This is a genomic window from Actinophytocola sp. KF-1 (assembly GCF_054661535.1).
The window spans coordinates 44881-70022 of record NZ_BAAFVK010000013.1; the positions used below are offsets into that span (position 1 = coordinate 44881).

Annotated in this window: 26 protein-coding genes and 2 riboswitches; of the genes, 14 read left to right on the forward strand and 12 right to left on the reverse strand. The window is 71.5% G+C overall.

Features of this window, described 5'->3' with window-relative positions:
• Positions 1-33 precede the first annotated feature (33 nt).
• The gene (locus tag ACYQ77_RS33735; protein ID WP_459718681.1) at positions 34-663 is read right to left on the reverse strand and encodes a LytR C-terminal domain-containing protein; all 630 of its coding nucleotides are present in this window, start codon (positions 661-663) and stop codon (positions 34-36) included.
• Positions 660-965: a DUF3263 domain-containing protein gene (locus tag ACYQ77_RS33740; RefSeq protein WP_459719405.1), complete on the reverse strand. Its 306-nt coding sequence runs from the start codon at positions 963-965 to the stop codon at positions 660-662. The genes ACYQ77_RS33735 and ACYQ77_RS33740 overlap by 4 nt, the downstream gene beginning before the upstream one ends.
• A gap of 123 nt (positions 966-1088) precedes the next feature.
• On the opposite strand from ACYQ77_RS33740, the gene ACYQ77_RS33745 reads away from it, so the two are divergent.
• The 4 genes from ACYQ77_RS33745 (at position 1089) to ACYQ77_RS33760 (ending at position 4706) form a co-directional block, all read left to right on the forward strand.
• Entirely contained in the window at positions 1089-1658 is a 570-nt protein-coding gene (locus ACYQ77_RS33745) for a peptide deformylase (RefSeq protein ID WP_459718684.1), read from the forward strand.
• Between the two features lie 3 nt (positions 1659-1661).
• Positions 1662-2558: a threonine ammonia-lyase gene (locus tag ACYQ77_RS33750; protein ID WP_459718686.1), complete on the forward strand. Its 897-nt coding sequence runs from the start codon at positions 1662-1664 to the stop codon at positions 2556-2558.
• Between the two features lie 73 nt (positions 2559-2631).
• Entirely contained in the window at positions 2632-3543 is a 912-nt protein-coding gene (locus tag ACYQ77_RS33755) for a S1C family serine protease (RefSeq protein ID WP_459718689.1), read from the forward strand.
• Between the two features lie 575 nt (positions 3544-4118).
• Positions 4119-4706 carry a LysE family translocator gene (locus tag ACYQ77_RS33760; RefSeq protein ID WP_459718692.1) on the forward strand — a complete coding sequence of 196 codons (588 nt, stop codon included), beginning with the start codon at positions 4119-4121 and terminating at the stop codon, positions 4704-4706.
• Here the strand turns inward: ACYQ77_RS33760 and ACYQ77_RS33765 are convergent.
• Positions 4683-5249: a hypothetical protein gene (locus ACYQ77_RS33765; RefSeq protein ID WP_459718694.1), complete on the reverse strand. Its 567-nt coding sequence runs from the start codon at positions 5247-5249 to the stop codon at positions 4683-4685. The two genes, ACYQ77_RS33760 and ACYQ77_RS33765, sit on opposite strands and share 24 nt — an antisense overlap.
• A gap of 84 nt (positions 5250-5333) precedes the next feature.
• Positions 5334-5463, forward strand: a riboswitch (TPP riboswitch).
• On the opposite strand from ACYQ77_RS33765, the gene thiC reads away from it, so the two are divergent.
• The 3 genes from thiC to ACYQ77_RS33780 all read left to right on the forward strand — a co-directional run bounded on the left by thiC (position 5455) and on the right by ACYQ77_RS33780 (position 8765).
• Positions 5455-7104 carry a phosphomethylpyrimidine synthase ThiC gene (thiC, locus tag ACYQ77_RS33770; protein WP_459718697.1) on the forward strand — a complete coding sequence of 550 codons (1650 nt, stop codon included), beginning with the start codon at positions 5455-5457 and terminating at the stop codon, positions 7102-7104. Its footprint overlaps the riboswitch before it by 9 nt.
• A 1-nt stretch (position 7105) precedes the next feature.
• The gene (gene thiD / locus ACYQ77_RS33775; protein ID WP_459718700.1) at positions 7106-7951 is read left to right on the forward strand and encodes a bifunctional hydroxymethylpyrimidine kinase/phosphomethylpyrimidine kinase; all 846 of its coding nucleotides are present in this window, start codon (positions 7106-7108) and stop codon (positions 7949-7951) included.
• Position 7952: 1 nt separating this feature from the next.
• Complete coding sequence (locus ACYQ77_RS33780) at positions 7953-8765, forward strand: ion transporter (protein WP_459718703.1); 813 nt, start codon at positions 7953-7955, stop codon at positions 8763-8765.
• Positions 8766-8921: 156 nt separating this feature from the next.
• Here ACYQ77_RS33780 and thiG read toward each other — a convergent pair whose 3' ends face one another.
• The 3 genes from thiG to thiO all read right to left on the reverse strand — a co-directional run bounded on the left by thiG (position 8922) and on the right by thiO (position 10963).
• Positions 8922-9677, reverse strand: coding sequence for a thiazole synthase (thiG, locus tag ACYQ77_RS33785; protein ID WP_459718706.1), 756 nt, complete (start codon positions 9675-9677; stop codon positions 8922-8924).
• Between the two features lies 1 nt (position 9678).
• On the reverse strand, positions 9679-9879 hold the full coding sequence (thiS, locus tag ACYQ77_RS33790; protein WP_459718709.1) for a sulfur carrier protein ThiS: 201 nt from the start codon (positions 9877-9879) through the stop codon (positions 9679-9681).
• Between the two features lie 4 nt (positions 9880-9883).
• Positions 9884-10963, reverse strand: a complete 1080-nt coding sequence (gene thiO, locus ACYQ77_RS33795; protein ID WP_459718712.1) for a glycine oxidase ThiO — start codon at positions 10961-10963, stop codon at positions 9884-9886.
• A riboswitch (TPP riboswitch) is annotated at positions 10960-11068 on the reverse strand. Its footprint overlaps the gene before it by 4 nt.
• A 21-nt stretch (positions 11069-11089) precedes the next feature.
• Between thiO and thiE the strand changes: the two genes are divergently transcribed.
• Positions 11090-11737, forward strand: a complete 648-nt coding sequence (gene thiE, locus ACYQ77_RS33800; protein WP_459718714.1) for a thiamine phosphate synthase — start codon at positions 11090-11092, stop codon at positions 11735-11737.
• A gap of 589 nt (positions 11738-12326) precedes the next feature.
• On the opposite strand, the gene ACYQ77_RS33805 is transcribed toward thiE, so the two are convergent.
• Complete coding sequence (locus ACYQ77_RS33805; RefSeq protein ID WP_459718717.1) at positions 12327-13457, reverse strand: S1 family peptidase; 1131 nt, start codon at positions 13455-13457, stop codon at positions 12327-12329.
• A 220-nt stretch (positions 13458-13677) separates the two neighbouring features.
• A complete protein-coding gene (locus tag ACYQ77_RS33810) occupies positions 13678-14403 on the reverse strand; it encodes a hypothetical protein (RefSeq protein WP_459718720.1) in 726 nt (241 codons plus the stop codon).
• Between the two features lie 122 nt (positions 14404-14525).
• Between ACYQ77_RS33810 and ACYQ77_RS33815 the strand changes: the two genes are divergently transcribed.
• Positions 14526-15479, forward strand: a complete 954-nt coding sequence (locus tag ACYQ77_RS33815; RefSeq protein ID WP_459718723.1) for a threonine ammonia-lyase — start codon at positions 14526-14528, stop codon at positions 15477-15479.
• Here the strand turns inward: ACYQ77_RS33815 and ACYQ77_RS33820 are convergent.
• The gene (locus tag ACYQ77_RS33820) at positions 15463-16959 is read right to left on the reverse strand and encodes an MFS transporter (RefSeq protein ID WP_459718726.1); all 1497 of its coding nucleotides are present in this window, start codon (positions 16957-16959) and stop codon (positions 15463-15465) included. The two genes, ACYQ77_RS33815 and ACYQ77_RS33820, sit on opposite strands and share 17 nt — an antisense overlap.
• Positions 16956-17711, reverse strand: coding sequence for a GntR family transcriptional regulator (locus ACYQ77_RS33825; protein WP_459718729.1), 756 nt, complete (start codon positions 17709-17711; stop codon positions 16956-16958). Before ACYQ77_RS33825 ends, ACYQ77_RS33820 begins: the two co-directional genes overlap by 4 nt.
• A gap of 159 nt (positions 17712-17870) precedes the next feature.
• On the opposite strand from ACYQ77_RS33825, the gene ACYQ77_RS33830 reads away from it, so the two are divergent.
• The 3 genes from ACYQ77_RS33830 to ACYQ77_RS33840 are packed head-to-tail and all read left to right on the forward strand — an operon-like array spanning position 17871 to position 20337.
• The gene (locus ACYQ77_RS33830) at positions 17871-18899 is read left to right on the forward strand and encodes an SIS domain-containing protein (RefSeq protein ID WP_459718732.1); all 1029 of its coding nucleotides are present in this window, start codon (positions 17871-17873) and stop codon (positions 18897-18899) included.
• A gap of 32 nt (positions 18900-18931) precedes the next feature.
• Positions 18932-19387, forward strand: coding sequence for a winged helix-turn-helix transcriptional regulator (locus ACYQ77_RS33835; protein WP_459718735.1), 456 nt, complete (start codon positions 18932-18934; stop codon positions 19385-19387).
• Positions 19384-20337 carry an N-acetylglucosamine kinase gene (locus ACYQ77_RS33840; protein WP_459718738.1) on the forward strand — a complete coding sequence of 318 codons (954 nt, stop codon included), beginning with the start codon at positions 19384-19386 and terminating at the stop codon, positions 20335-20337. Before ACYQ77_RS33835 ends, ACYQ77_RS33840 begins: the two co-directional genes overlap by 4 nt.
• A gap of 76 nt (positions 20338-20413) precedes the next feature.
• Here the strand turns inward: ACYQ77_RS33840 and ACYQ77_RS33845 are convergent, their stop codons facing one another.
• The gene (locus ACYQ77_RS33845) at positions 20414-21061 is read right to left on the reverse strand and encodes a DUF3159 domain-containing protein (RefSeq protein ID WP_459718741.1); all 648 of its coding nucleotides are present in this window, start codon (positions 21059-21061) and stop codon (positions 20414-20416) included.
• Between the two features lie 288 nt (positions 21062-21349).
• On the opposite strand from ACYQ77_RS33845, the gene ACYQ77_RS33850 reads away from it, so the two are divergent.
• Both ACYQ77_RS33850 and ACYQ77_RS33855 read left to right on the forward strand, forming a co-directional pair.
• Positions 21350-21844 (forward strand): hypothetical protein, encoded by a 495-nt coding sequence (locus ACYQ77_RS33850; RefSeq protein ID WP_459718744.1) that lies wholly within the window; start codon positions 21350-21352, stop codon positions 21842-21844.
• 175 nt (positions 21845-22019) lie between these two features.
• Positions 22020-22820 (forward strand): SGNH/GDSL hydrolase family protein, encoded by an 801-nt coding sequence (locus ACYQ77_RS33855; protein WP_459718747.1) that lies wholly within the window; start codon positions 22020-22022, stop codon positions 22818-22820.
• A 191-nt stretch (positions 22821-23011) separates the two neighbouring features.
• On the opposite strand, the gene ACYQ77_RS33860 is transcribed toward ACYQ77_RS33855, so the two are convergent.
• Positions 23012-25129: an AfsR/SARP family transcriptional regulator gene (locus tag ACYQ77_RS33860; RefSeq protein WP_459718748.1), complete on the reverse strand. Its 2118-nt coding sequence runs from the start codon at positions 25127-25129 to the stop codon at positions 23012-23014.
• Between the last annotated feature and the right edge of the window lie 13 nt (positions 25130-25142).

Here is a 25142-nt window from a genome sequence, read left to right on the forward strand (position 1 = left end):
CTCGGTATGCGTGAGAACGCGACTCGCGGGGCGTCAGCCCTCGTTCTTGCCGCCGCCCGTGTCGGCGTAGTCGTTCGTCACCACGACGATCACCCCGGCCGGCTGGTCGGCGAGCGTCTCGATCCTGGGCGCGACCGCCAGCCCGAACGCCGTCGCCAGCGCGCGCGCCGCCTCCTCCTCGGAGGTGCCCGGGCGGAAGAACACCGTCGTCTCGGGCAGGTTCGTCGCCGAGTAGTTGCCGATCGACACGACCTGCCAGCCGTCGGCCTTCAGGTCGTCGCTCGCGGTCGCGGCCAGGCCCTTGATCTTGCTGTTGTTCAGCACCCGAACGGGCACCGTCTTCTCCGGCTCGCCGTTGCCGTCGCCGGGCGGGACCGTGCCCGTGGTCGTGGTCGTCGTCGTGGTCGGGGCCTCGGACTTCGTCGTCGTGGGCGGCACGGACTTCGACGTGGTCCGCGACGACGGCGGGTTGCCCGGCAGGGTCGACGACTCCGAGGACGTCGGCTCCGGCGGCCGTTCCTCGCCGTTGCCGTCGGCGCGGCCGTCACCGTTGCCGCCGAACATGGTGATCAGCCCGATGACGAGCGCCACCGCCGCCACGCCGAGCAGCGCGACGCCCGCGACCCGCAGTGGCCGCGTCGAACCGGAATCGGGCGAGGTCATTGCCGCTCGGCACCCAGCCTCGGCGCCATCCGGGCGCGCTGACGGGTGGTCCGCAACCGGCGCAGCCGCTTGACCAGCATCGGGTCGGCGGCGAGCGCGTCGCTCTTGTCGATCAGCCGGTTGACCAGCTGGTAGTACCGCGTCGGCGACATGTCGAACAGTTCACGGATCGCCTGCTCCTTGGCGCCCGCGTACTTCCACCACTGGCGCTCGAACGCCAGGATCTCGCGTTCGCGCTGCGTCAGCTCACCGGCTGCGGGCAGGCCACCCTCGGGCTCTGCCGGCAACTCCGCGGCGTCCATCTGGCTCCTCGCCACCAGGTCGGGTCCGAAGGGAATCACACGCATGTGATTTCCGGGTGCCATTACATCACGCTACCGCCGTCCCCGCCGGGACAACGCACCCGGTTGACTACAGTTCCGCGCATGGCCGTTCACCCGATCCGGATCGCAGGCGACCCCGTGCTGCACACCCCCGTGCGCAAGATCGACAAGTTCGACGACGAACTTCGCACGCTGGTCGACGACATGTTCGAGACCATGGCGGCCGCTCGCGGCGTCGGCCTCGCGGCCAACCAGATCGGCGTCGACCTGCGCGTGTTCGTGTACGACTGCCCTGACGACGAGGGCGTGCGGCACCGCGGCGTGGTCGTGAACCCGGTGCTCGAGACGTCCGAGCGGCCCGAGACCATGCCGGACCCCGACAACGACCTCGAGGGCTGCCTGTCCGTGCCGGGCGAGTCGTTCCCGACCGGCCGCGCGCAGTGGGCGAAGGTCACCGGGCAGGACCTCGACGGCGAGCCCATCGAGGTCGAGGGCACCGGCTACTTCGCGCGCTGCCTGCAGCACGAGACCGACCACCTCGACGGGCTGCTGTACCTGAACCGCCTCGTCGGCCGCTACAACAGGGAGTCGAAGCGCATGCTCAAGCGCAACGGCTGGGGCAAGCCGGGCCTGTCGTGGAACCCGGCCGAGGAGGACGAGCCGGAGGTCTAGCGCGTGGACCTCGACCTCGACCGCATCGCCAGGGCGGCGCGGGAGATCGACCCGGTCTTCCTGCACACCCCGCAGTACGTGGACGACCAGCTGAGCACGCGGCTCGGCAGGCGCGTGCTGACGAAGGTCGAGACGCTGAACCCGTTGCGCAGCTTCAAGGGCCGCGGCGCCGACTTCGCGATCGCCGAGCTGCCCGCCGGTTCGACGGTCGTGTGCTCGTCGACGGGCGGCAACTTCGGGCAGGCCGTCGGGTACGCGGCACGGCGGCACGGGTTGCGGGCCGAGGTGTTCGTGCCCGCGGGCACGTCCCCGGTGAAGCTGGCGCGGATGACCGCGACCGGCGCGACCGTGCACCGGGTCGACGGTGACGCGAAGGAAGCCGCGGTCGCGGCGGCGGGCCCGGGCCGCGTGTACCTGAGCGACGGCCTGCACCCGGCGATCGCGGAGGGCGCGGGCTCGATCGGCGTCGAGCTGGCGGCCGAGCCGTTCGACACGGTCGTGGTCCCGGTCGGCGACGGCGCGCTGATCAGCGGGATCGCGTGCTGGCTCAAGGAGAAGCGACCGGACGTGCGGGTCGTCGGCGTCGCGGCGAAGGCGGCCCCGGCACTGGCCGAGAGCTGGCGGCGGGGCACCGTGGTGACGGTCCAGCAGGAGAACGCGTTCGCGGCGGGGATCGCGATCAGCCGCCCGGAACCCGTGGCGGTGACCCGCCTCCGCGCACTGGTGGACGACATGGTGCTCGTGACCGACGACGAGCTGCGCGCGGCCATGGCACTGGCCGCGGACACGCTGGGCCTGCTGCTGGAACCGGCCGGCGCGGCGGGCCTCGCGGCGATCCCGAAGCTCGACACCGAGTCGGTCGCGACGGTCCTCACCGGCGCCAACGCGGACGTCCGCTGAAGGCGAACGCGGAACAAACACTCACCGGCGCACATTTGTATTGGGTGCAACGGTGTAATTGGCGGTGAGTGCGATGTCCGACGAGCTGGACGCCTACTCGCGCACGGTGAGCGAGGTGGCGAGGACGCTGACGCCGCACGTGGCGAGCGTGACGCTGCGCCGCGGCGGCGGTTCCGCGGTGGTGTTCACCGACGAGGGCCACCTGCTGACAAACGCCCACGTGGTCGGCGGCTCGTCGAGAGGCGAGGCGACGTACGCGGACGGCGAGGAGTCCGGCTTCGACGTGATCGGCGCGGACCCGCTGTCGGACCTGGCGGTGCTGAAGGCGCGGACCGCCCCGACCCCGGCCGACCTGGGCAACGCCGACGACCTGGTCGTCGGCCAGCTGGTGGTGGCGGTCGGCTCCCCACTGGGCCTGTCCGGCTCGGTGACGGCGGGCGTGGTGAGCGCACTGGGCAGGTCGCTGCCGGTACGGCAGGGCCAGGCGGCCCGCGTGATCGAGGACGTGATCCAGACCGACGCGGCGCTGAACCCAGGCAACTCGGGCGGCGCACTGGCGGACTCCCACGGCCGCGTGGTCGGCATCAACACGGCGGTGGCGGGCTTCGGCCTGGGCCTGGCAGTCCCGATCAACGCGACGACCCGGCGGATCATCGACACACTGATGGTCGAAGGACGCGTGCGCAGGGCCTACCTCGGCGTGGTCGGCGTCCCGACGCCCCTACCGGACGACGTGGCGGAACGACACGGCCAAAAGGCAGGCCTGCGAGTGATCGAGGTAGTGACCGGCGGCCCGGCGGACCGAGCAGGACTACGCAAGGGCGACGTGGTGCTGACCGTAGCCCGCGAACAGGTCCAGGACGCACAAGGCATCCAACGCAAACTGTTCGCGGAGGTCATCGGCACCGACCTGGCGATCACCGTGCTACGCAACGGCGCGATGGTCGACGTCTACGCCCGCCCAACAGAACTGACAGTCGGCTGACCAACCCCTCGCGCGGACCAACCGCACGGCACCGAACAGGGCGCAAGCCCACCACACCACGGCGCTGCTGCCTGCCATCCCGTCGACCTGGCGAAGCCCGATCACACTGTGTCAAGGGGGCCCGGACGCACGACGCAACCAGCTGACCAAACCGCCCGGGCCCCCTTGACGCGGTGTGATAGCCCGTGGGAGGTCGACGGGATGGCAGGCAGACCCCCGGACACCAGTTCTTGCCAAACCAGCCCCGTGCCCGACCCGCTGCCATCCCGGAGACCAGCCCGTCCGGCGAGGACCCCCCCGGAGGGAAAAACCCACCAACAGGAAACCATCAAGCCGGACCGAACACGAAGCAACCACACCGAGCGACACAGCCATAAAGCCGCTGACCTGCGAAAACGCAGCCCCCAGTACATACGGCAGCCCCCACCACTCCCGGGGGCACCCCGCTGTCCAGTCTACCGGCACCCACCGACAACCCCCGGGCCACAAACCCCACCTGTGGACAACCACCCCACCTGTGGACAACCAAGCCAATTCGCTTGGGCGTTGTCGGTCCTCGACGTCACCATGGCCGCATGACCGTCACCGGGCTGCTCGCCTTCCTCCTGGCCTCCTTCCTGCTCGCCATCGTCCCCGGCGTCGGGACCGCCATGCTCGTCAAACAATCCGTCCGAGGCGGCAGACGCGCCGCCTTCGTGACCGTCGCCGGCCTCGAGACCGGCGTCGCGTTCTGGGCGCTGGCCGCGGGCCTCGGCCTGTCCGTCCTGCTGGTCGCATCGGAGATGGCCTACCAGGCCCTCCGGATCGCAGGCGTCGTCGTCCTGCTCTGGTTCGGCGCGCGAGCGCTGTTCGGCAAGCACCGCGAATCCGGCGCACCGGCCGGCGGCGGCTTCCGGGCCGGGTTGCTCGTCAACCTCGCCAACCCGAAGCTCGCCGTGTTCGCGATCTCGTTCCTGCCGCAGTTCGTCCCGCCCGGCGCCGGACGCTGGGCGCTGGTCGCCCTCGCCGCGCTCTGGGTCGTGATCGACACCGTCTGGTATCTGATCATCGCCGGGCTGATCACCACCGTCCTCGGCTGGCTGCGGCGGCACCAGCGCACGATCGAACGACTGTCCGGCGCGGTGCTGATCGGGCTCGGCTTACGGCTCGCGTTGGACCGTTGACCGGCGCCACGGCAGCGGCGGCACCTCGAGCGGCAGCGTCTCGAGCGCGGCCAGCTCCTCGTACCGGCCCGCGATCACCTGGGTCCTGACCGCGCGCACCTCGTCCCCGGTCGGCACGGCACCCGCGACCACGAACGGCAGCAGCAGCCGCCACGTCGACGCCACCGCCTGCCGCCGCCAGGCCGGCGCGCGCAACGCGACGACCGCCGTCCGCAGCGCGCGTTCGAGGGGTGTCGGCGGGACGAGTTCCCAGCGGGCCGCGTCCGCCGTCGCGCAGCCGACGCAGTCGGGGGCGCCCGCGGCGAGTTCGCCGCCGCAGCCCGCGCACCGCAGCTGCCGCAGTGCCCAGTCGACGCATGCCCACGGGTAGTCACCGGTGGGGGCGTCAGCCACCCGTTCGGGGTCGGCGTCCGGCAGTTCCGCCCACGCCGTCAGCCACGGCCGGTCGACCTCCGCGGCGCAACCAGCGCATGACGGGTAGCCGCGGCCCGTCAGGTCTCCGCAGGTCGCGCAGGGTTTGGCTGCCACCGGGTGGGCGTGCACGCGTGCACGCTATCGCCGTCCGGCCGATCTCGCCCTTGGCAGTGCCCCGAATGGCTGGTTATGGTCGGGAGGCGAGAACGACAACTCAATCAACGCGGGAGCTCGCGCCTTGGCGGGCTGAGAGGGCAGATGGTGTCCAGTCACGGACCCGGTTCTGCCGACCGCTCGAACCTGACCGGGTAATGCCGGCGTAGGGAGATCCATCATGACCGCTCTTGACGACCGTTCCGTGCGCCCCAGCGTGACCACCGGCCCCATCACCGGCTCGCGCAAGGTGTACCGCGAGGTCGACGGCCTGCGCGTCCCGTTCCGGCGGGTGGACCTGACCAACGGCGAGCACGTCGAGCTGTACGACACGTCGGGGCCGTACACCGACGACGCCGCGACCATCGACGTCCATAGTGGACTCACACCGCTGCGGGCGGACTGGATCGCCGAGCGGGAACCGCTGAACGGCGCGGTTTCCCAGCTGGCGTACGCGAAAGCCGGGATCATCACCAAGGAGATGCGGTTCGTCGCCGCGCGCGAGGGGGTCGACCCGGAGTTCGTCCGCGAGGAGGTGGCGATCGGGCGCGCGGTCATCCCCGTGAACCGCAACCACCCCGAGGTCGAGCCGGCGATCATCGGCAAGAAGTTCCTCGTCAAGATCAACGCGAACATCGGCAACTCGGCCGTGTCCTCGTCCATCGAGGACGAGGTGGACAAGATGGTGTGGGCGACCAGGTGGGGCGCCGACACCGTGATGGACCTGTCGACCGGCAAACGGATCCACGAGACGCGTGAGTGGATCATCCGCAACTCGCCGGTGCCGATCGGGACCGTGCCGATCTACCAGGCCCTCGAGAAGGTCGGCGGCGACCCGACGCAGCTGTCGTGGGAGGTCTACCGCGACACCGTGATCGAGCAGTGCGAGCAGGGCGTCGACTACATGACCGTCCACGCGGGGGTGTTGCTGCGCTACGTGCCGCTGACCGCGAAGCGGGTCACCGGCATCGTGTCGCGCGGCGGGTCGATCATGGCCGCCTGGTGCCTCGCGCACCACCGGGAGTCGTTCCTGTACACCAACTTCGTCGAGCTGTGCGAGATCCTCCGCGCCTACGACGTGACGTTCTCGCTCGGCGACGGCCTGCGGCCCGGCTCCATCGCCGACGCCAACGACGAGGCCCAGTTCGCGGAGCTGCGCACCCTCGGCGAGCTGACGCACATCGCCCGCGAGCACGACGTGCAGGTGATGATCGAGGGCCCCGGCCACGTGCCGATGCACAAGATCGCCGAGAACGTCCGCCTCGAAGAGGAGCTGTGCGGCGAGGCGCCCTTCTACACGCTCGGTCCACTCGCGACGGACATCGCGCCCGCCTACGACCACATCACGTCCGCGATCGGCGCCGCGCAGATCGGCTGGCTCGGTACCGCGATGCTCTGCTACGTCACGCCCAAGGAGCACCTGGGCCTGCCCAACCGCGACGACGTGAAGACCGGCGTGATCACGTACAAGATCGCGGCGCACTCCGCGGACCTCGCCAAGGGCCACCCGCGGGCGCAGGAGTGGGACGACGCGCTGTCCAAGGCCCGGTTCGAGTTCCGGTGGACCGACCAGTTCAACCTGTCGCTCGACCCGGACACGGCACGGGACTTCCACGACGAGACCCTTCCCGCGGAACCGGCGAAGACGGCACACTTCTGCTCCATGTGCGGCCCCAAGTTCTGCTCCATGCGCATCACGCAGGACGTCCGCAAGTACGCGGAGGAGCACGGGCTCACCGACATGGCCGCGATCGACGCGGGCATGGCGGAGATGTCCGACCGTTTCCACGAGCACGGTCGCCACGTCTACCTGCCTGTGGTGGACTCCTGACATGACCCCCAACGAGACCCCGCCCCGCGTCCTCACCATCGCCGGGTCCGACTCCGGCGGTGGTGCGGGGCTGCAGGCCGACCTCCGCACGCTCTTCGCGTGCGGGGTCCACGGCATGACCGCGATCACGGCGGTCACCGTGCAGAACTCGCTCGGCGTCAGCGGTGTCTCGGTGATCCCGCCCGACGTCGTCGCCGCGCAGATCGAGACGGTCGCCGACGACATCGGGGTGCAGGCCGCGAAGACCGGCATGCTCGCCACCGCCGAGATCATCGAGGCGGTGGCCAAGGCGTGTGACCGGGTCCACATCGGACGGGACGGCACGATCCCGTTCGTCGTGGACCCGGTCGCGGCGTCCATGCACGGCGACCCGCTGCTGCTGGACGACGCGATGGAAGCGCTGCGCACCGAGCTCTTCCCGCGTGCGACGCTCGTCACACCGAACCTGGACGAGGTGCGCCTGCTGGTCGGCCACGACGTGCGCACCCACGCCGACGCGCGCGAGGCGGCGAAGGCGCTGCACGCGCTCGGTCCACAGTGGGCACTCGTCAAGGGCGGTCACATGCACGACGACCCGCAGTGCGTGGACGTGCTGTACGACGGCGACGACTTCCTCGAACTGCCCGCGACCAGGATCGACACGATCCACACGCACGGCGGCGGCGACACCATGGCGTCGTCGATCTCCTCCGCGCTCGCGCGTGGCATGTCGGTCCCGGACGCCGTGCGGTTCGGCAAGTGGTTCGTCACCAACGCGGTGCAGCACGCGTACCCGCTGGGTGGCGGGGTGGGACCAGTCTCGGCGTTCTGGCGGCTGCCCGAGGACGGGACGTTTACAGTCTCCTGACGTGAAACCCAGGGACCGCGTGCGTGCGTTCGTCGAGCACAAGCGCTTCCAGCACTTCATCATCTGGGTGATCGTCGTGAACGCGATCACACTGGGGCTCGAGACGTCGCCCGTGGTGCTGCGCGAGGTCGGCGGCCTGCTGCACGTCGCCGACCACGTGATGCTCTACATCTTCACGGTGGAGCTGGCGCTGCGCCTGTACGCGCACGGCTGGCGGTTCTTCCGCGACTCGTGGAACGTCTTCGACTTCGTGATCGTCGCGATCTCGCTGATCCCGGCGTCCGGCCCGTTCTCCGTGCTGCGCGCGCTGCGGATCCTGCGTGCGCTGCGGCTGGTCTCGGCGGTGCCCGCGATGCGGCGGGTGGTGTCGGGGCTGCTGGCGGCGGTGCCCGGCATGGCGTCGATCGGCGCGCTGCTGGCGTTGATCATCTACGTGGCCGCGGTGATGGCGACGAAGCTGTTCGGCACGATCTCGCCGGAGTACTTCGGTGACCTGGGCACCACGCTGTTCACGCTGTTCCAGACCATGACCGGCGAGGCGTGGCCGGACATCGCGCGCGAGGTGATGGCCGAAGCGCCCCTGGCGTGGATCTTCTTCGTGATCTACATCCTGATCTCCAGCTTCGCGGTGCTGAACCTGTTCATCGCGGTGATCGTGAGCGGGATGGAGAAGACGGTGGCGAACGACCTCGTCGAGGCCGAGGACCGGCACGCGGCCGACCAGGCGGCGTCGGACGCGCTGATCCTGGAGGAGGTCAGGGCGTTGCGGCGGGAAGTGGCCGAGCTGCGGGAGCAGCAGCGGGAACGGGCGTGAGAAACCGGCCGACCACCGGCACGCCCCGCGAGTCACGCTCTCAGACACCGCGAGTCACGCTCTCGTGCACATCGAGTTGTACGTTTCGTGCACATCGGGCCTGCACGAAACGTACAACTCGGTATGTGTGAGAGCGCGACTCGCGGTGTTCGGGGGTCAGCGTGGGGGGCTTGAGGCTTGGGCCCAGAAGCGTTGGGGGACGCGGCCCGCGCTGTGGGCCAGGCGGCCCGCCATGACGCCGTGGCGCATGGCCGCTGCCATCGCCTCCGGATCCGTTGCCCTGGTGACCGCGGTGGCCAGCAGGACCGCCGAGCAGCCCAGTTCCATGGCGAGAGCCGCGTCGGAGGCCGTGCCGATGCCCGCGTCCAGGATCACCGGGACGCCCGCGCGTTTCACGATCAGCTCGATGTTGTGCGGGTTGCGGATGCCGAGCCCCGTGCCGATCGGCGAGCCCAGCGGCATCACCGCGACGCAGCCCAGTTCCTCCAGCCGCAGCGCGAGCACCGGGTCGTCGTTCGTGTAGGGCAGGACGGTGAACCCGTCGTCGACGAGTGTCGCCGCGGCTTCCAGCAGTTCGACCGGGTCCGGGAGGAGCGTGCGGTCGTCGGCGACGACCTCCAGCTTCACCCAGGACGTGCCCAGCGCCTCGCGGGCCATCCGCGCGGTGAGCACGGCCTCCGCGGCGGTGCGGCAGCCCGCGGTGTTCGGCAGCGGGTCGATGCCCAGCCGTTCCAGCACCTCCAGCACACCGGTGCCGCCCTGGGTGTCGACGCGGCGGATGGACACCGTGGTCAGCTCGGTGCCCGACGCCTTCAGCGCGCGCTCCAGCACCGCGAGGTTCGCGGCGCCGCCGGTGCCCATGATCAGGCGCGACGAGTACTGCCGGTCGCCGATGACCAGTGGGTCGTCCATGTCAGCCTCCCTGCACCGCGGTCAGGACCTCGACGTCGGCGCCGTCCGGCACCACCGTCGTGTCGTGCTCGGTGCGCGCGACGACCTGGTTGTCGACCGCGACCGCGACCCCCTTGGCAGGCACGCCGAGGGCCGCGAGCATCTCCGTCACCGTCGCGCCGTCCGGCACCTCGCGTTCCGTGCCGTTGACCCGTACGTACATCACGTCACCTCTCCAGTCGGGCGGGGTCCGCTGACTTGATCTCGGCGGGCGGCTCGGCACCGGCGACCATGGCGCGGATCGCGTCCGCCGTGATCGGGGCGAGCAGCAGGCCGTTGCGGTGGTGCCCGGCCGCGACCAGCACCCCCGGTTCGAGCGCGCCGACCAGCGGGAGGTTGTCCCGGCTGCCGGCACGCAGTCCCGCCGCGGTTTCCACCAGCTCGTACTCCGCGATCGCGGGCACCACGCGTTCGGCGTACATGAGCAGGTCACGCACCCCGGCGGCGGTCACCGCGGTGTCGAAACCGGCCTCGTACTGCGTCGCGCCGAGCACCAGTTCGCCGTCGGACCGAGGCACCAGGTAGATGGGCCGGGACTCGACGAGCGCCCGCACGGTGTGCCGCGGCGGCGGCAACGTCCCGTCCCGGGCACGCAGCCGCAGGATCTCCCCCTTCACCGGTCGCACCGCGGAAGCGAGCGCCGGGTGCAGCGCACCACTCCACGCCCCGGCGGCGATCACGGCGGTGTCGCACCGCAGCACGGACCCGGCCAGCTCCACCGCACCGCCGCGCACCGCGCGAGCGGACTCCCGGACGAACTGAACCCCGGCCTCGTAGGCGTGGGAAGTCAAGCGCCGCAACAACTCCCGGTTGTCGACGGCGAGATCCCCGGACACCTTGAGTCCACTGCGGACACTGGGCCCGATGGTCGGCTCGACCCGCCGCAACTCCCGCCGGGACAACCGCTCGACGGCCCGCCCCTGCCGGGCGAGGAAGTCGGCGACGATGTCGAGCTGTGCGGCGTCGGCAGCGTCGAACCCGGCGACGACGGTGCCTTCCCTGAACAGCTCGACGCCGAGATCGGCCGCGAACCCGGGCCAGGAGGCGAGCGATGCGGTCCCGACGTCGAGGAGTTCCTCCTCCCCGGGCCACGCCTCGGTGACAGGCGCGAGCATCCCCCCGGCCACCCACGACGCCCCGCGAGCGGGCGCCGGATCAACGAGCGTCACGTCGTTGTCGGCAGCGAGCCGCCAGGCAACGGCCAACCCGACAACGCCACCACCGACGACGACCACAGTGTGATTCACAGCACCCTCACGCTCCCTGCGCCGGCATGATCCGGATCAGGTTCGACGGTCGGGATCGGCAGATCCCCTCTCAGCCCAGTCCTCTGGACTCCCGTGCGGACCACCTCCACCGTATAGCGTGCAAGGGTGCCTGGACTAGACGGAGACCAGATTCGACGGCGACTGGCGGACGCGCGGCTGTACCTGTGCACGGGAAACCGCCCGGACCTGGCGGAGTTCGCGGACGCGGCACTCGCGGGCGGGGTCGACGCGATCCAGCTGCGGGAGAAGGGCATCGAGGCGCGGGAGGAGCTGGCCGCGCTGGAGGTGCTGGCGGAGGCGTGCGCCCGGCATGGCGCACTGCTGTCGGTGAACGACCGCGCGGACGTGGCACTGGCCGCCGGCGCGGACATCCTGCACCTCGGCCAGGACGACCTGCCAGTGCATTGGGCCCGCAAACTCCTCGGCGACGACGTGGTGCTCGGCCGCTCAACCCACGACGAGGCCCAGGCGAAGGCGGCGTTCGACGAACCGGGCGTGGACTACTTCTGCACGGGCCCGTGCTGGCCAACCCCGACGAAGCCGGGCCGCCCGGCACCGGGCCTGGACCTGGTGCGCGCAACGGCGGAGGCAAAACCGGACCGCCCGTGGTTCGCGATCGGCGGCATCGACGAGGCCCGGCTGCCGGAGGTACTGGCCGCGGGCGCGACCCGGGTGGTGGTGGTCCGCGCCATCACGGAAGCGGAAGACCCCCGAGCAGCGGCGTCCCGCCTGGCAGCAGCACTACGCCCCTGACGAACGAAGGACAGGGCCACCCAGGACCGCCCCGAACGGGCGCTAGCCCACCACCAGAGGAGCTGCCTGCCTGCCATCCCGTCGACCTGGCGAAGCCCGATCACACTGTGTCAAGGGGGCCCGGATGCACGACGCAACCCGAAGACCAAACCGCCCGGGCCCCCTTGACGCGGTGTGATAGCCCGTGGGAGGTCGACGGGATGGCAGGCAGCCACGGACACCAGTCCTTGCCAAACCAGCCCCGTGCAAGACCCCCGCCATCCCGGAGACCAGCCCGTCCGGCGAGGACCCCCCGGAGGGAAAAACCCACCAACAGGAAACCATCAAGCCGGACCGAACACGAAGCAACCACACCGAGCGACACAGCCACAAACGCCGCTGACCAGCGAAAACCGAAAGAAAACCGCAGCCCCAGTACGTACGGACAGCCCCCACCACTCCCGGGGGCACCCCGCTGTCCAGTCTACCGGTGTCCACCGACAGGGGGACGGAAGTCGATCTTGGCTGTGGACAACCACCCCACCTGTGGACAGAAAGGAACCAGCGGACGGGCCGGCAGGGTTCGGCCCGTCCGCTGGCATGGTGGGCGTCAGCCGGTGTACAGGGACAGCCCGTACGCGCTCAAGGCTTCGTTGACCTTCTGGAAGTACGTGGTCCCGCCGGAGCTGCAGTTGCCGGAACCACCCGAGGTCATGCCCTGGGCCTGGACGCGCGTGCCGGAGCCGGGGTTGGACACGAGGGACCCGCCGGAGTCACCCGGCTCGGCGCACACGTTGGTGCGGATCGTGTCGTAGACGCACCCCTGGGAGTAGCACACCGTCGCGCTGGTGGACGCGACGCTGCCGCAGTGCCAGCCGGTGGTGGAACCGGAACGGCACACCGCGCCACCGGCACCGACGAGCTGCGAACCGGCGACGGTCACGTCGCTGCCCGCGCTGTACCGGTCGACGTACGGCGTCGACACGGCCGAGCTGGAGCTCACGGTGATGCGGCCGTAGTCGTTGGTCGGGAACGACGAACCGGAGACGGTGCCGATGGTGCCGCCGGAGCCGGACCAGGTGCCGCCGAGGTTGGTGCAGTGACCGGCGGTGATGACGTACCGGGCACCGCTCGAGCTGCGGGCGTTGAAGCCGAGCGAGCAGCGGGAGCCGCTGCTGGTCCGGATCGCCTGACCGCCGATGAGGTTCCAGAACGTCTGCGGGCGCTCGGCGACGTGCTCGAACCGCACGTCGGCGCCGAGGCTCTTCGCCCACGTCGCCGCCGTCGACTCGTTGCCGTACACCGACACGACCACGGCGTTCGTGGCGTCGTCGACGTGCCAGCCGGTGACCGAGCTCGGCCTGGCCGCGGTGGCCCGGTCGAGCTTGGCCTTGGTGGCGCTGAGTTCGGCCGCGCTGTGCTCGACCACGCGAGCGAGCGCACCGGCCGCCGTGACCTCGGCGGCGCGGGACGCGTCGGCGACGTTGACGACCAGCTTGCCGGACGCGGCGTCGAAGCGGCTGCCCGCGTAGTCGCTGCCCAAGGCGATACGCAGGGTCTTGTCCTTCGACCACGCCACCTTTTCCTGCTGGTAGCGGGCCTCAGCCTGTTGCGGGGTCAGGCCGAGGTCACGCTGCAGCGCCGCCTGGATCTCGCTGGAGTCCGACGTCACCGGCGCGCCGTTCGCGGGCATGGTGACGGTCAGTGCCAGACCCACGGCGAGCAGTGCGGTGCTGCCCATGCGCACAAGGGTTGTGCGTTTCATCAGGTTTGCTCCCTCGTCTCTTGCAGGGGGAACCCGGGAGCGAGCAGGGGATCGATAAAGCTCCCGGGCAACAACGGAGACGGTTCTCACCATCCGGGATGGATGGCCTTCTGAAACTATTTGCTTACGCAGCGTCCGGCGATCGGCCGTTCGGGGACAACAGTTGCCATGTGCGCGCCCGGTTTGCTACCCAGTGTCAGTTTGTCGGGATGACACTGCCGCCCGGCGGCTCCACCTCGGTGGTCGTGGTCTCGGGCGGTGTAGTCGTGGTCGTGGTGGTCGACGAGTCGCTCGGCGGGGTCGTCGTGGTGGTGCTGCTGGTCGGACCGGTCGTGGTGGAGGTCGGCTGCTCCGACCCGCTCTCCGGCGCCGTCGGCGTCGTGGTGGACGTCGTCGGGCCGGACGGCTGCTGCCGCTGCTCACCGTTGTCGCTCTTGGGGTCGACGATGCTGCCGAACGTGGTCCCGTTGCCGCCGGACAGCGTCTCGCCGCGCAGCCACTCGACGCCGGTCACGGCCAGCATGCCCAGCGCGAACGCCGCGAGGCTGGCGACGACCAGCATCGGCCAGCGCAGCCGCCGCCGGTCCGCGGGCGGCCGGTCACCGGGCACCGGTTCCGCCTCGACCTCCTCGCCCGGCGGTTCGGGTTCCTTGTCCGGGTCCTCGTCGGAGACCAGCACCGTGGTGCCGCCGGACTTGCCGACGACCTTGGCGCGGACGGTGCGCACGCCCTCGGTGGTCCGCTCGATGGACCGCAGGTACAGGGCACCGCCGATGGTCGACACGATGCTCGCCAGCCCGGCGCCGACCACGGTGCCCGCGACCCCCATGGTGGAGCCGATCAGCGCAGCGGTGACCGCCGCCAGCGCCCCGGCCAGGACCTGGCTGATCCTTACTCTGTCCGTCTCTTCCTTGTCGCTCATGATCCTTCGTCTGTTGACGACCGCTCCCACTTGTCCAACGGCTGGGACGGACGTGCCACTCCCCTGGTTGGCCGATGGTGAGCACCACCACAGTCCATTGTGGACAGTGCATACTTGGTGTCGTGCGACTGACCACCATCGACGACATCGAGGCCGCCGCCGCGCGCATCGGCGACCGCATCGTGCGAACTCCTTTGCTGCCCTGCCTTTGGGCGCCGCCCGACCGTCCCTTGTGGCTCAAACCCGAGCAGCTGCAACCGATCGGCGCGTTCAAGATGCGCGGCGCCGCGAACGCGATCGGACGGCTGCCCGACGAGGTGCGTACCCGCGGCGTGGTCGCTTATTCGAGCGGGAACCACGCGCAGGCCGTGGCCTACGTCGCCAAGCTGTACGGCGTGCCCGCGACCATCGTGGTGACGACCAACACGCCCCAGGTCAAGGTGGATGCGACCCGGCGGCACGGCGCGGAGGTGCTGATCGTGCCACCCGCGGACCGCGAGTCGGCGGCCGAGGAGGTCGTCGCGCGCAACGGCGGCACGCTGATCCCGCCGTTCGACCACCCGGACGTCATCGCCGGTCAGGGCACGATCGGCCTGGAGATCGCCGCCGACCTGCCGGACGTCGAGGTCGTGCTGGTGCCGGTGAGCGGCGCCGGGCTGATCTCCGGGGTGGCCGCCGCGATCAAGGCGAAGGCGCCGCACGCACGCGTCGTCGGCGTCGAGCCGGAGCTGGCTGGTGACACCGCGGAGGGCTTCCGCACCGGTCAGCGCCCGAACTGGTCGACCGACGACCGGGCCCGCACGATCGCCGACGGGCTGCGCTCCACGCCGTCCGAGCTGACGTTCGAGCACGTCCGCAAGTTCGTCGACGACGTGGTCACGGTGACCGAGGACCAGATCAAGGACGCGATCGCGCTGCTGGCCGTCAAGTCACAGGTGGTGGCGGAGCCGAGCGGCGCGGTCACCACGGCCGCCTACCTGCACGCGGACCTGCCGCGGGGCAGGACCGTCGCGGTCGTGTCCGGCGGCAACATCGATCCCGCGCTGTTCGCCGAGGTGCTCACGACCCGCGGGTAGCGCCGAGGTGGGTCGGCGGACCCGTGACACCGCAGCTGAAGCACTTCCCCGGTTCCGGCAGCTCGTCCTCGGGCTCCGGAGCCGGGGCCAGCACGTCGTTGCGGACCCCCAGCGCCAGCACGCCGCCGACCACGCACAACCCGGCGCACAGCCACATCGCCATCTGCCAGCCGGACGTCATCGCGGCCGGGTCGGCGTACGACTCGCCGGTCAGCCCGGCCGCCGCGGGCAGGATCGCGACCGCGAGCAGGCCGCCGGTCCGGGCGATCGCGTTGTTCACCCCGGACGCCACGCCTGCGTGCCGGTCCTCGGCCGCGGCGAGCACGGTCGCGGTCACCGGCGCGACCACGGCGGTGAGCCCGAGCCCGAACACGACCACCGCGGGCAGCACCGTGAACAGGTACGACGCGCCCGGCGTCACCATGGTGTACATGATCATGGCGATGGCGATCACCAGCGGCCCGGCCACCAGGAACGGCCGCGGCCCGAACCGCTGCGCGAGCTTCCCCGAACGCGCGGACAGCACGAGCATGATGATCGAGATCGGCACGCTCGCCAGGCCCGCGGCCGTCGGCGAGTAGTGCAGCGAGACCTGCAGCTGCAGGACGAACAGCATCATCACGCCGCCGAGCGCCGCGTAGACCACGAACGTCAGCAGGTTGGCGACGACGAATGTCCGGTTCGCGAAGATGTCCGGGGGCACCAGCGGGTTGCGCTGCCGCATCTGCAGCACGACGAACCCGACGAGCGCCGCCACCCCGACCACGGCGCCGACCAGCACGAACGGATCGGACGCGCCCCGCTCCGGCCCCTCGACGAGCGCGGTGGTGACCCCGGCGAGGCCCAGCGCGCCGAGCACGGAACCCCACACGTCCGGGTGCCCGGTCATCGACGTGTCCTCGGACTCGGGCACGTACTTCCTGGTCAGCCAGATCACGGCGAGCCCGAGCGGCAGGTTGATCAGGAACGCGAGCCGCCACGACCACGCCTGCACGAGCAGCCCGCCGACCAGCGGGCCGACCGCGCCCGCGATGCCGCCGAGCCCGGACCACGCGCCGATCGCGCGGGCCCGGTCCTCGCGGTGGAACGACGACTGGATGATCGCGAGCGCGCCGGGAGTGAGCAGCGCCCCGCCGATGCCCTGCAGGATGCGCGCGGCGACCAGCATCTCCGTGTTCTGGGCGACGCCGCAGAGCAAGGACGACAGCGCGAACCAGGCGACCCCGACCAGGTAGACGCGGCGGCGGCCGTACCGGTCGCCGAGCGAGCCCGCGACGAGGATCAGCGCGGCGAGCGTCAGCAGGTAGCCGTTGATGATCCACTGCAGCCCGGCGACACCGGCGTCGAACTCGGCGCCGATGTGCGGCAGCGCGATGTTGACGACCGTGCCGTCCAGGAACGCCATGCCGGAGCCGAGGATGGTCGCGGCGAGGATCCCCCGCGCGGTGCCGCTCCCCCAGCGAACCTCACCGAGCGTCATGAGGGCCTGTTCAGTTCGGCGACGAACTTGTACCGGTCGCCGCGGTAGACCGACCGCACCCACTCCACGGGCCGTTCGGTGGTGTCGAACGAGTGCCGCGACAGCAGCAGCATCGGCATGCCGACGTCCGCGCCGAGCAGTTCGGCCTCGTGGGGACCGGCGAGCGCGGTCTCGATGGTCTCCTCCGCGTGCCCCATCTCGACGTCGAACCGCTCGCGCAGCACCTGGTACAGCGAGCCGCCCGGGGTCAGGTACTTGCGCAGCCCGCGGAACCTGCCGAGCGGCAGGTGCGTGGTCTCGATCGCCATCGGCTCGTTGTCGGCGAGGCGGAGGCGCTGCATGCGGAGCACCTTCGCGCCGGACCGGATGCCGAGCAGGGTGGTCAGCTCGCCTTCCGCCGGGATCTCCGCGATGTCGATCAGCTGCGACGACGGCTCGCGGCCCTGCGCCCGCATGTCCTCTGTGTACGAAGACAGCTGCAACCGCTGTGCCACCTTGGGTTCGGCCGCGAACGTGCCCTTGCCCTGTACGCGCAGTAGTCGGCCTTCCACTGTCAGGTCAGCGAGAGCCTGGCGCACGGTCGTGCGCGACACGTCGAACTCGGCGGCGAGTGAACGTTCAGTGGGGATGGGCGACCCCGGCGGCAGGGAGGCGAGCAGGTCGAGCAGATGCCTCTTGAGACCCCAGTACTTGGGTTCGCGCATGGCGCGGGTACCGGCGTCGGGCTCCTGCGCGGCCGACGTATCGAGCATGGCTCCTCCTCCAACGACTTCCCTGCTACAGCATGCCTTCCCGAAGCCGTCGACGCGATCACGCCGCTCGGTTTTTGGGAATACCGTGACACCCGTGGCGAACGCACACCCTACAGCGCTACCATCATTGGTCTAGACCTTAATGAACGAGGAGGGACGATGGCGGCAGCAGGTGCCCGGATGGCCGCGGAGGTCGCCGAGCAGCCGGCGGTGTTCTCCTCGCTGGTCGCACGGCGCGAGGAGATCGCGGCCGTGGCGGAACTGGTCGCGGCGCGCAGGCCGAGGTTCGCGCTGCTCGCGGCCCGCGGCTCGAGCGACCACGCGGCCCTGTACGCGAAGTACCTGATCGAGGTACTGCTGGAGCTGCCCGCCGGGCTGGTGTCCCCGTCGACCACCACCCTCTACGGCGCCCGCCCGGACTTCACCGACGTCCTGTACCTGTCGGTCAGCCAGAGCGGTGGTTCACCCGATCTGGTGGCGGCGACCGAGGCGGCCAGGGCACAGGGCGCGCTGACGGTCGCGGTGACCAACACGCCGTCGTCGCCGCTGTCGGACGCCGCGGAGCACTCCGTCGACATCAAGGCGGGCGAGGAGCTGGCCGTCGCGGCCACGAAGACCTACACGGCGACCCTGTTGTCGCTGTACCTGCTGGTGGATGCCATCCGAGGGGGCAAGGGAGCGGCGGTCGCGGACATCGGGGAGCTGTCCGCGACCGCCCTCGCCGCCCCGATCGACGACGCGGTCGAGCGCTTCCGCGACATCGACCGGGTGGTCACGACGGGCCGCGGTTACTCGTCGGCCACAGCGGCGGAGGCCGCGCTGAAACTCGCGGAGACCAGTTACCTCGGCGCCCGCTCCTACAGCGGCGCGGACCTGCTGCACGGTCCGGTCGCGGCGATCGACGACCGCACCGGCGTGGTGGCGGTGACCAGCAAGGGCCTCGGCGCCACGGCGATGCGTGACGTCGTCGACACCGTCCGCGACCGCGGCGCGTCCGTGCTCGCGGTCGGCTCCTCCGCACCGGACATGGCCGCGGACCTGCGGATCGCGGTGCCGGACACGTTCGAGGAGGTCGCGCCCATCCTCGAGATCCTGCCGCTGCAGCGGCTCGCGCTGGCGCTGTCGCTCGCGCGTGGCGGCGACCCCGACAACCCTCGCGGTCTGAACAAGGTCACTCGCACTCTGTAGTTCCGCGAGAGCCGGACCCCTAGACTTCTCCCGTGCGAAGGACGTCGTTCGCCCGCTGGCCGTGTTCCATCGCAAGAACCATGGACCTGCTGGGGGATCAGTGGACACTGCTGGTGCTGCGTGAGGCGTTCAACGGCGTCCGCCGCTTCGACCGCTTCCAGGCCGAGCTGGGCATCGCGCGGAACACGCTGACCGAGCGGCTCGACCGGCTGACCGGCGCCGGGCTGCTGGCGCGCGTCCGCTACCAGGACCGGCCCGCGAGGTACGAGTACCCGCTGACCGCGATGGGCGAGGACTTCTTCCCCGTGCTGGCGGCGATCATCCGCTGGGGCGACGAGTGGCTCGCCGACCCGGCCGGCCCGCCGCGGCTGCTGCGCCACCACGACTGCGGCGCCGCGACGACGGCGAACGTGACGTGCGCGGACTGCGGCGGCCCGATGACGGCCGACCGCGTGACCATGGAACCGGGACCGGGGTTGACCTCATGACGGACGTCGCGGTCGGCGTGGACATCGGCGGCACGTCGAGCAGGGCACTGGCCGTGCACGCCGACGGGCGCGTGGCCGGGCGTGGCTCGTCCGGCGGCGGCAACCCGAACTCGCACCCGCCCGAGGTGGCGGCGGGGCGCGTGGCGGCGGCGGTGGCGGCGGCCGTGCCACCGGGTGCGGCCGTGGTGAGCTGCCTGCTGGGGCTCGCCGGGGAGAGCAAGTTCTCCGACCCGGCGATCCTGGCGATCTTCGAGGCCGCGCTGCGCGGGGTGGGCGTGCCGTGCCGGATCGACGTGGTGTCGGACGCGGAGGTGGCGTTCGCGTCGGCGACCGCGTCGCCGGACGGGACGGTGCTGATCGGCGGCACGGGTTCGGTCGCGGCCCGGATCGTCGGCCGCCGCAAGGAGTCCTGGCGCGGCGGCTGGGGCTGGCTGCTCGGCGACGAGGGCTCGGCGTTCTGGATCGGCAGGCAGGCGGTCCGGTCGACGCTGTCGGTGCTGCAGAGCACGGCGCCGCTGGGCCCGCTCGCGGAGGCGGTGCTGAAGGAGACGGTCGGCGACGTCGCGGACCGGCGGCTCGCGCTGAGCAGGCTGATCACGTCGGCGAACGCGGAGCCGCCGATCCGGCTGGCCCGGTTCGCGTCGCTGGTGAGCGACCTGGCGACGGCGGACCCGGCGGCGGCGGACATCGTCGCGGAGGCGGCCCGGCTGCTGGCGGAGCAGGCGGCGATGACCCGCACCCCCGGCGAGACGACCCCGGTGGTACTGGCGGGCAGCGTCATCGGCCCGTCCAGTCCGGTGGGGACGGAACTGCGGAAACGCCTGTCAGGCGAGGCGGAGGTCCGGTACGCGAGCGACGGCGCCGCAGGCGCGGCGTGGCTGGCGGCCCTGACAGCGTGGGGCCCCCACACCCCCCACCCCGACCCCCGCGAGTCACGCTCTCAGGCATAGCGAGTTGTCGGTTTCGTGCACACGCGCCTGCACGAAACCGGCAACTCGGTGTGCGCGAGAGCGCGACTCGCGAGGTTCAGGCGCGGGGGTGGCGGAGGCCGGGGTGGCCTGCCGGGAGGGACTTGCGGAGGACCACCGCGCTCGCGGCCAGGACCGCGGCGACCAGTGGCCAGCTCAGCGCGACCCGCGCCACGCCCAGGGCGACGACCCAGCCCGACCACCACAGCAGGCCGAACACGACGACGCGCACGGTGTACTGGCCGAGCACCCACACCCAGCTCGCGTTGCCGTAGGCACGCACCAGGTCCGGGTCGCGCCGCCACTTCGTCTTCTGCCCCAGCACGAGGCCGACCACGACGCCGAGCAGCGGCCACCGGATGAGGATGCTCAGCGCCCACGCCAGCGCGCTCGCCACGTTCGACAGCAGCTGGACGAGGAAGAAGTCCTCCGCGCGGCCGGTCTGCAATGCCACGAACGCGGCCAGCGACACCGCCGCCACGCTCGCCACCGACGCGGTCACGCGCCTGCCGCGGGCCAGGCGCCAGATCCCGACGGCCACGCCCGCCGCGATCGCCGCCGCGGCCGCCCAGCCGATCGAGCGGCCGCTCACGAGCCAGGCGACGACGAACACCGCCGGCGGGATGCTCGCGTCGAGAGCGCCGCGGCGCCCACCCAGCAGGTCCCGGAGCGACTGGTCGCGCGTCTCGGTGGGCTGGTCTGTCACGTCTCAAGCCTGCCTCATCCCGGATTGCTTAGGCCACCCTAACCTCAGTTGACGGCACGCTTTAGCATTGCGTGCACGGATGGCACGGCACGGAAATGAACCATGGCCAACGTCGACGGAACGCACACCTGCCGCAACTGTGGCCGTCCACTTCCGAAACAACAGGGCAAAGGCCGCGTCAAGCGGTACTGCGACGCCACGTGCCGCAGCGCGGCGCGACGGCAGCGCGCGAGACAGGGCCTGACGCTCCAGACCCGTCAAGGTTACGTTGACGACGCGCTGACGGCGGTGGCCGAGGCCCTCGGCCACGCCCGCGCCGCGGAGGACGCGCTGCGCCGCGCGGTGGACGAGGCCAGGGCGTCGGGCCGCACCTGGCAGGAGATCGGCGACGTGCTCGGCACCTCCCGCCAGGCCGCCTTCCAGCGCTTCGGCAGGCAGGCCGACGCACGCACGCGCGCGGACCTGCCCGCCGACGACGAGCTGCTGCCCGGCGCGGCGGGCAAGGCGACCGCCCTGCTCACCGCGCTCGTGGCGGGCCGGTGGACCGAGGTCGGCGCGCACATGGCGGCCGACCTGACCGTGGACGAGGTCGCCGGCGCGTGGGCGCGGGTGGCCGGCACGGTCGGCGCCTGCGAGCGGACGGGCGAGCCGACGACGTTGCGCGTCGGCGGATACACAGTGGTCGACGTGCCGCTGTACTGTGCGACGGGCGAGCTGACCGGCCGGGTGTCGTTCGACGACGACGGCGCGGTGGCAGGCCTGTTCCTCCTGCCGGCACCGTGACGTCCACATCAGACAGTCGCACGCGCGGAACCGGACGATTCCCCCGCGTATCCGATCACGCTGCGCACCCGCGTGCGGACAGGCCAAACCGACGGTGGCGTAGGTCGGGAATCAAGCGGCATTCTGGCGGATTAGGAGATATAACGAGGGCGCGCACTAGGGAGGGGTGATCGTCATGGGGCGGGAGTGGAAGAGCTGGGTCGCTGTCGGGGACAGCTTTACCGAAGGACTGAGCGACGAGGCGCCGGACGGCAGCTACGTGGGGTGGGCCGACCGGCTGGCCGCGACGCTCGCGGCACGCACGCCGGATTTCCGGTACGCGAACCTGGCACTGCGCGGCAAGATGCTGCGGGAGATCATCGACGAGCAGGTGCCGATCGCCATCGAGGAGCGACCCGATCTGGTAACGATCTGCGCGGGCGGCAACGACCTGATCGTGCCGGGCAGCGACGTCGACGCGCTCGCGGAGGAGTTCGAACAGGCCGTCGTGGACCTGCGGGCCGCGGGCTGCGAGGTCGTCATCTTCACCGGACCGGACCCGCGCAGCCAGCCGGTGGTGCGGCGGGTGCGGCCCAAGGTCGCCATCTACAACGCGAACCTGCGTGCCATCGCCGACCGGCACGGCACGATGATCGTCGACCTGTGGGCCATGCGGCCGCTCGTGGACGGCAGGGCGTGGAGCGACGACCGGCTGCACTTCTCCCCGGAGGGGCACCGCAGGATCGCACTGCGCACGGCCGAGGTGCTCGGCGTGCCCGTGGCCGAGGACTGGCGCGAGCCGTGGCCGCCGGTCGAGCCGATGCCGTGGCTGCGGTCGCGGCAGGCCGACCTCGCGTGGACGCGCACGCACCTGCTGCCGTGGGTGCGCAGGCACCTGCGCGGTGAGTCCATGGGGGACGGGCTCGCGCCCAAGCGGCCGGAGTTGACGCCGCTCCCCCTGCCGACCGGCACCAGCAAGGACAGCGCACGCGTGTAGTCGTGTGCGAGAAACAGACCGGCCGGCACTGTCCCCCAACAGCGCCGGCCGGTTCGCTTGGGCAGCACACCCCCACGTTGGTAGCGCCGCCCGAGTGCTCATGGTCAGGCTCCGGGACGTCGAGCACTCGGCGGGCAGCCTGCCACTTGATCGCCCGAAACGACTAACTGTTCGCTAAACGCGGGCGGCACCTAGACGACCAAACGGACCAACCGGCTCAGCGCCGCGGGCCCGAGCGCCCGCGTGCCCTCGGAGAACTCCGCGGCCAGGCGCGCGAGCGCGACCAGTTCGTCGTCGCCGTCGCCACCGTCCGCGCCCGCCTCGACCACGGCGAGCAGGTTCGCCCACTCCTTGTCGATCCAGTCGACGGCCTCCTCGGCGGTGGTCATCACCGGGCCCGCGCCGTCCGGCAGCGGTCCGCCGTCCGGCCGCAGCAACTCCCGCGCGGTCCGCGCACCCGCCAGGTAGTACCGCCGCAGCCTGCGCACCGCCGCCGCCCTGTCCACTTCGGACATCTCGGCCTCCGCGCGCTCGGACGCGTGCAGCCGGACCAGGTCGTGCATGAGGAACACGTCGCGGCTGGTCTCGGTGACCACGAACGACGCGGCGAGCGCGCGCAGGACGCGCCTGCAGCCATCGACGTCCCCGTCGCACAGCGCGGCGACCGGTCCCGGCCCGATCCGCGTGCCGGGGAAGAGCCCCAGGTGGCGCACGGTGTCGGCCAGTTCGGGCCGCAGGCTGCGGTAGGTGACGTCGAGCGCGGCGCGCACGCTCGTGTCCACGTCCTCGGTGTCCAGCGCGGCGAGCCGGGACCGTTCGTCGGCCAGCTCCGCCACCAGGTCCGTGACCGTCCACTGTGGATTACCGGCGAGTCGCGCGGCCGCGATGCGCAGCGCGAGCGGCAGGTGCCCGCACAGCCGGGCGAGCTTGCGGCGCTGCTCGCGGTCCCTGCTGTGCGCTGGCGTGCCCGCCATGTGCTCGATCAACCGCTCCGCGGCGTCGGCCCCGAGCGTGCCGAGCGACAGCATCTTCGCGCCGGTCCGCGCGACCAGCCCATCGAGCCGGATCCGGGACGTCACCAGCACGAACGACGACGACGCGGCGGGCAGCAGCGGGTGGACCTGCTCGGCGTCGCGCGCGTCGTCGAGCACCACCAGCACCCGGCGGTCGGCCAGGATCGACCGGTACAGCGCGGCCCGGTCGTCCAGTTCGAACGGCACGTCGTCGACGCCGACGCCGAGCGCGAGCAGGAACTGGGTGAGCACGTCCGCGGCCCGCACCGGCGTGTGCTGCGGGTCGAAGCCGCGCAGGCTCGCGAACAGCTGCCCGTCCGGGAACGCCGCCGCCACCCGGTGCGCCCACAGCACGGCGAGCGCGGTCTTCCCGACCCCCGCGGGCCCGGCGAGCACGCCGATCGCCGCCGTCTCATCCGGTGGCAGGAGCCCGCTCAGCCAGTCGAGTTCCTCGTCGCGGCCCGCGAACCCGGACGGCGCCCTCGGCAGCTGCGCGGGCACCAGCACGCCGACCTTCGGGGTCAGCACCGGTTCCGGCGACGGCTCCAGCAGGCTCGAGTCGTCCCGCAGCACCCGTGCGTGCAGCTCACGCAGCTGCGGACCGGGGTCCATGCCCAGCTCCTCGGCTGCCCGGTGCGCGAACTTCTGGTACACGTCGAGCGCGGTCGCGCGCCGGTTCGCCCGGTACAGGGCCAGCATGAGCTGCGCGACCAGCCGTTCGCGGAACGGCTGCGCGTCGATCAGCTGCGTCAGCTCGCCGACCACCTCGTGGTGGCGGCCCAGCTCCAGCTGCGCGTCGTAGAGCGCCTCGAGGATCGCGAGGCGCAGCTCGGTCAGCTCCGGCGCCGTCACCCGCCCGCCGAGGTCGGCGAGCGCGGGCCCGCGCCACAGCGCGTTCGCCTGCCGCAGCAGCTCGGCCCGGCGCGCCGCGGGCTGCTCCCGCGCCCGCGCGAGCAGCGACCGCGCGATGGTCACGTCGATCAGCGACTCGTCCACGACCAGCCGGTAGCCGGGCGGCGTGGTCACGATGAGCGCGTTGACGTCGGCCTCCGCGATCCGCTGGCGCAGCCGCGACACGTAGCCCTGCACCATCGTCCGCGCGCTCGCGGGTGGTTCGTGCGCCCACAGGACGTCCACGATCCGGTCCAGTGGCACGACCTGGTTGGGTTCGAGCAGCAGCATGGCGAGCACACCACGCATGCCTGCGCCGCCCAGCGGCACCGCCCGTTCGCCGACCACCAGCTGCACGGGTCCGAGCAGGCAGAACCGTGCGACGGACGGATGCTCCGCTGCCATCGGACCACCCCCC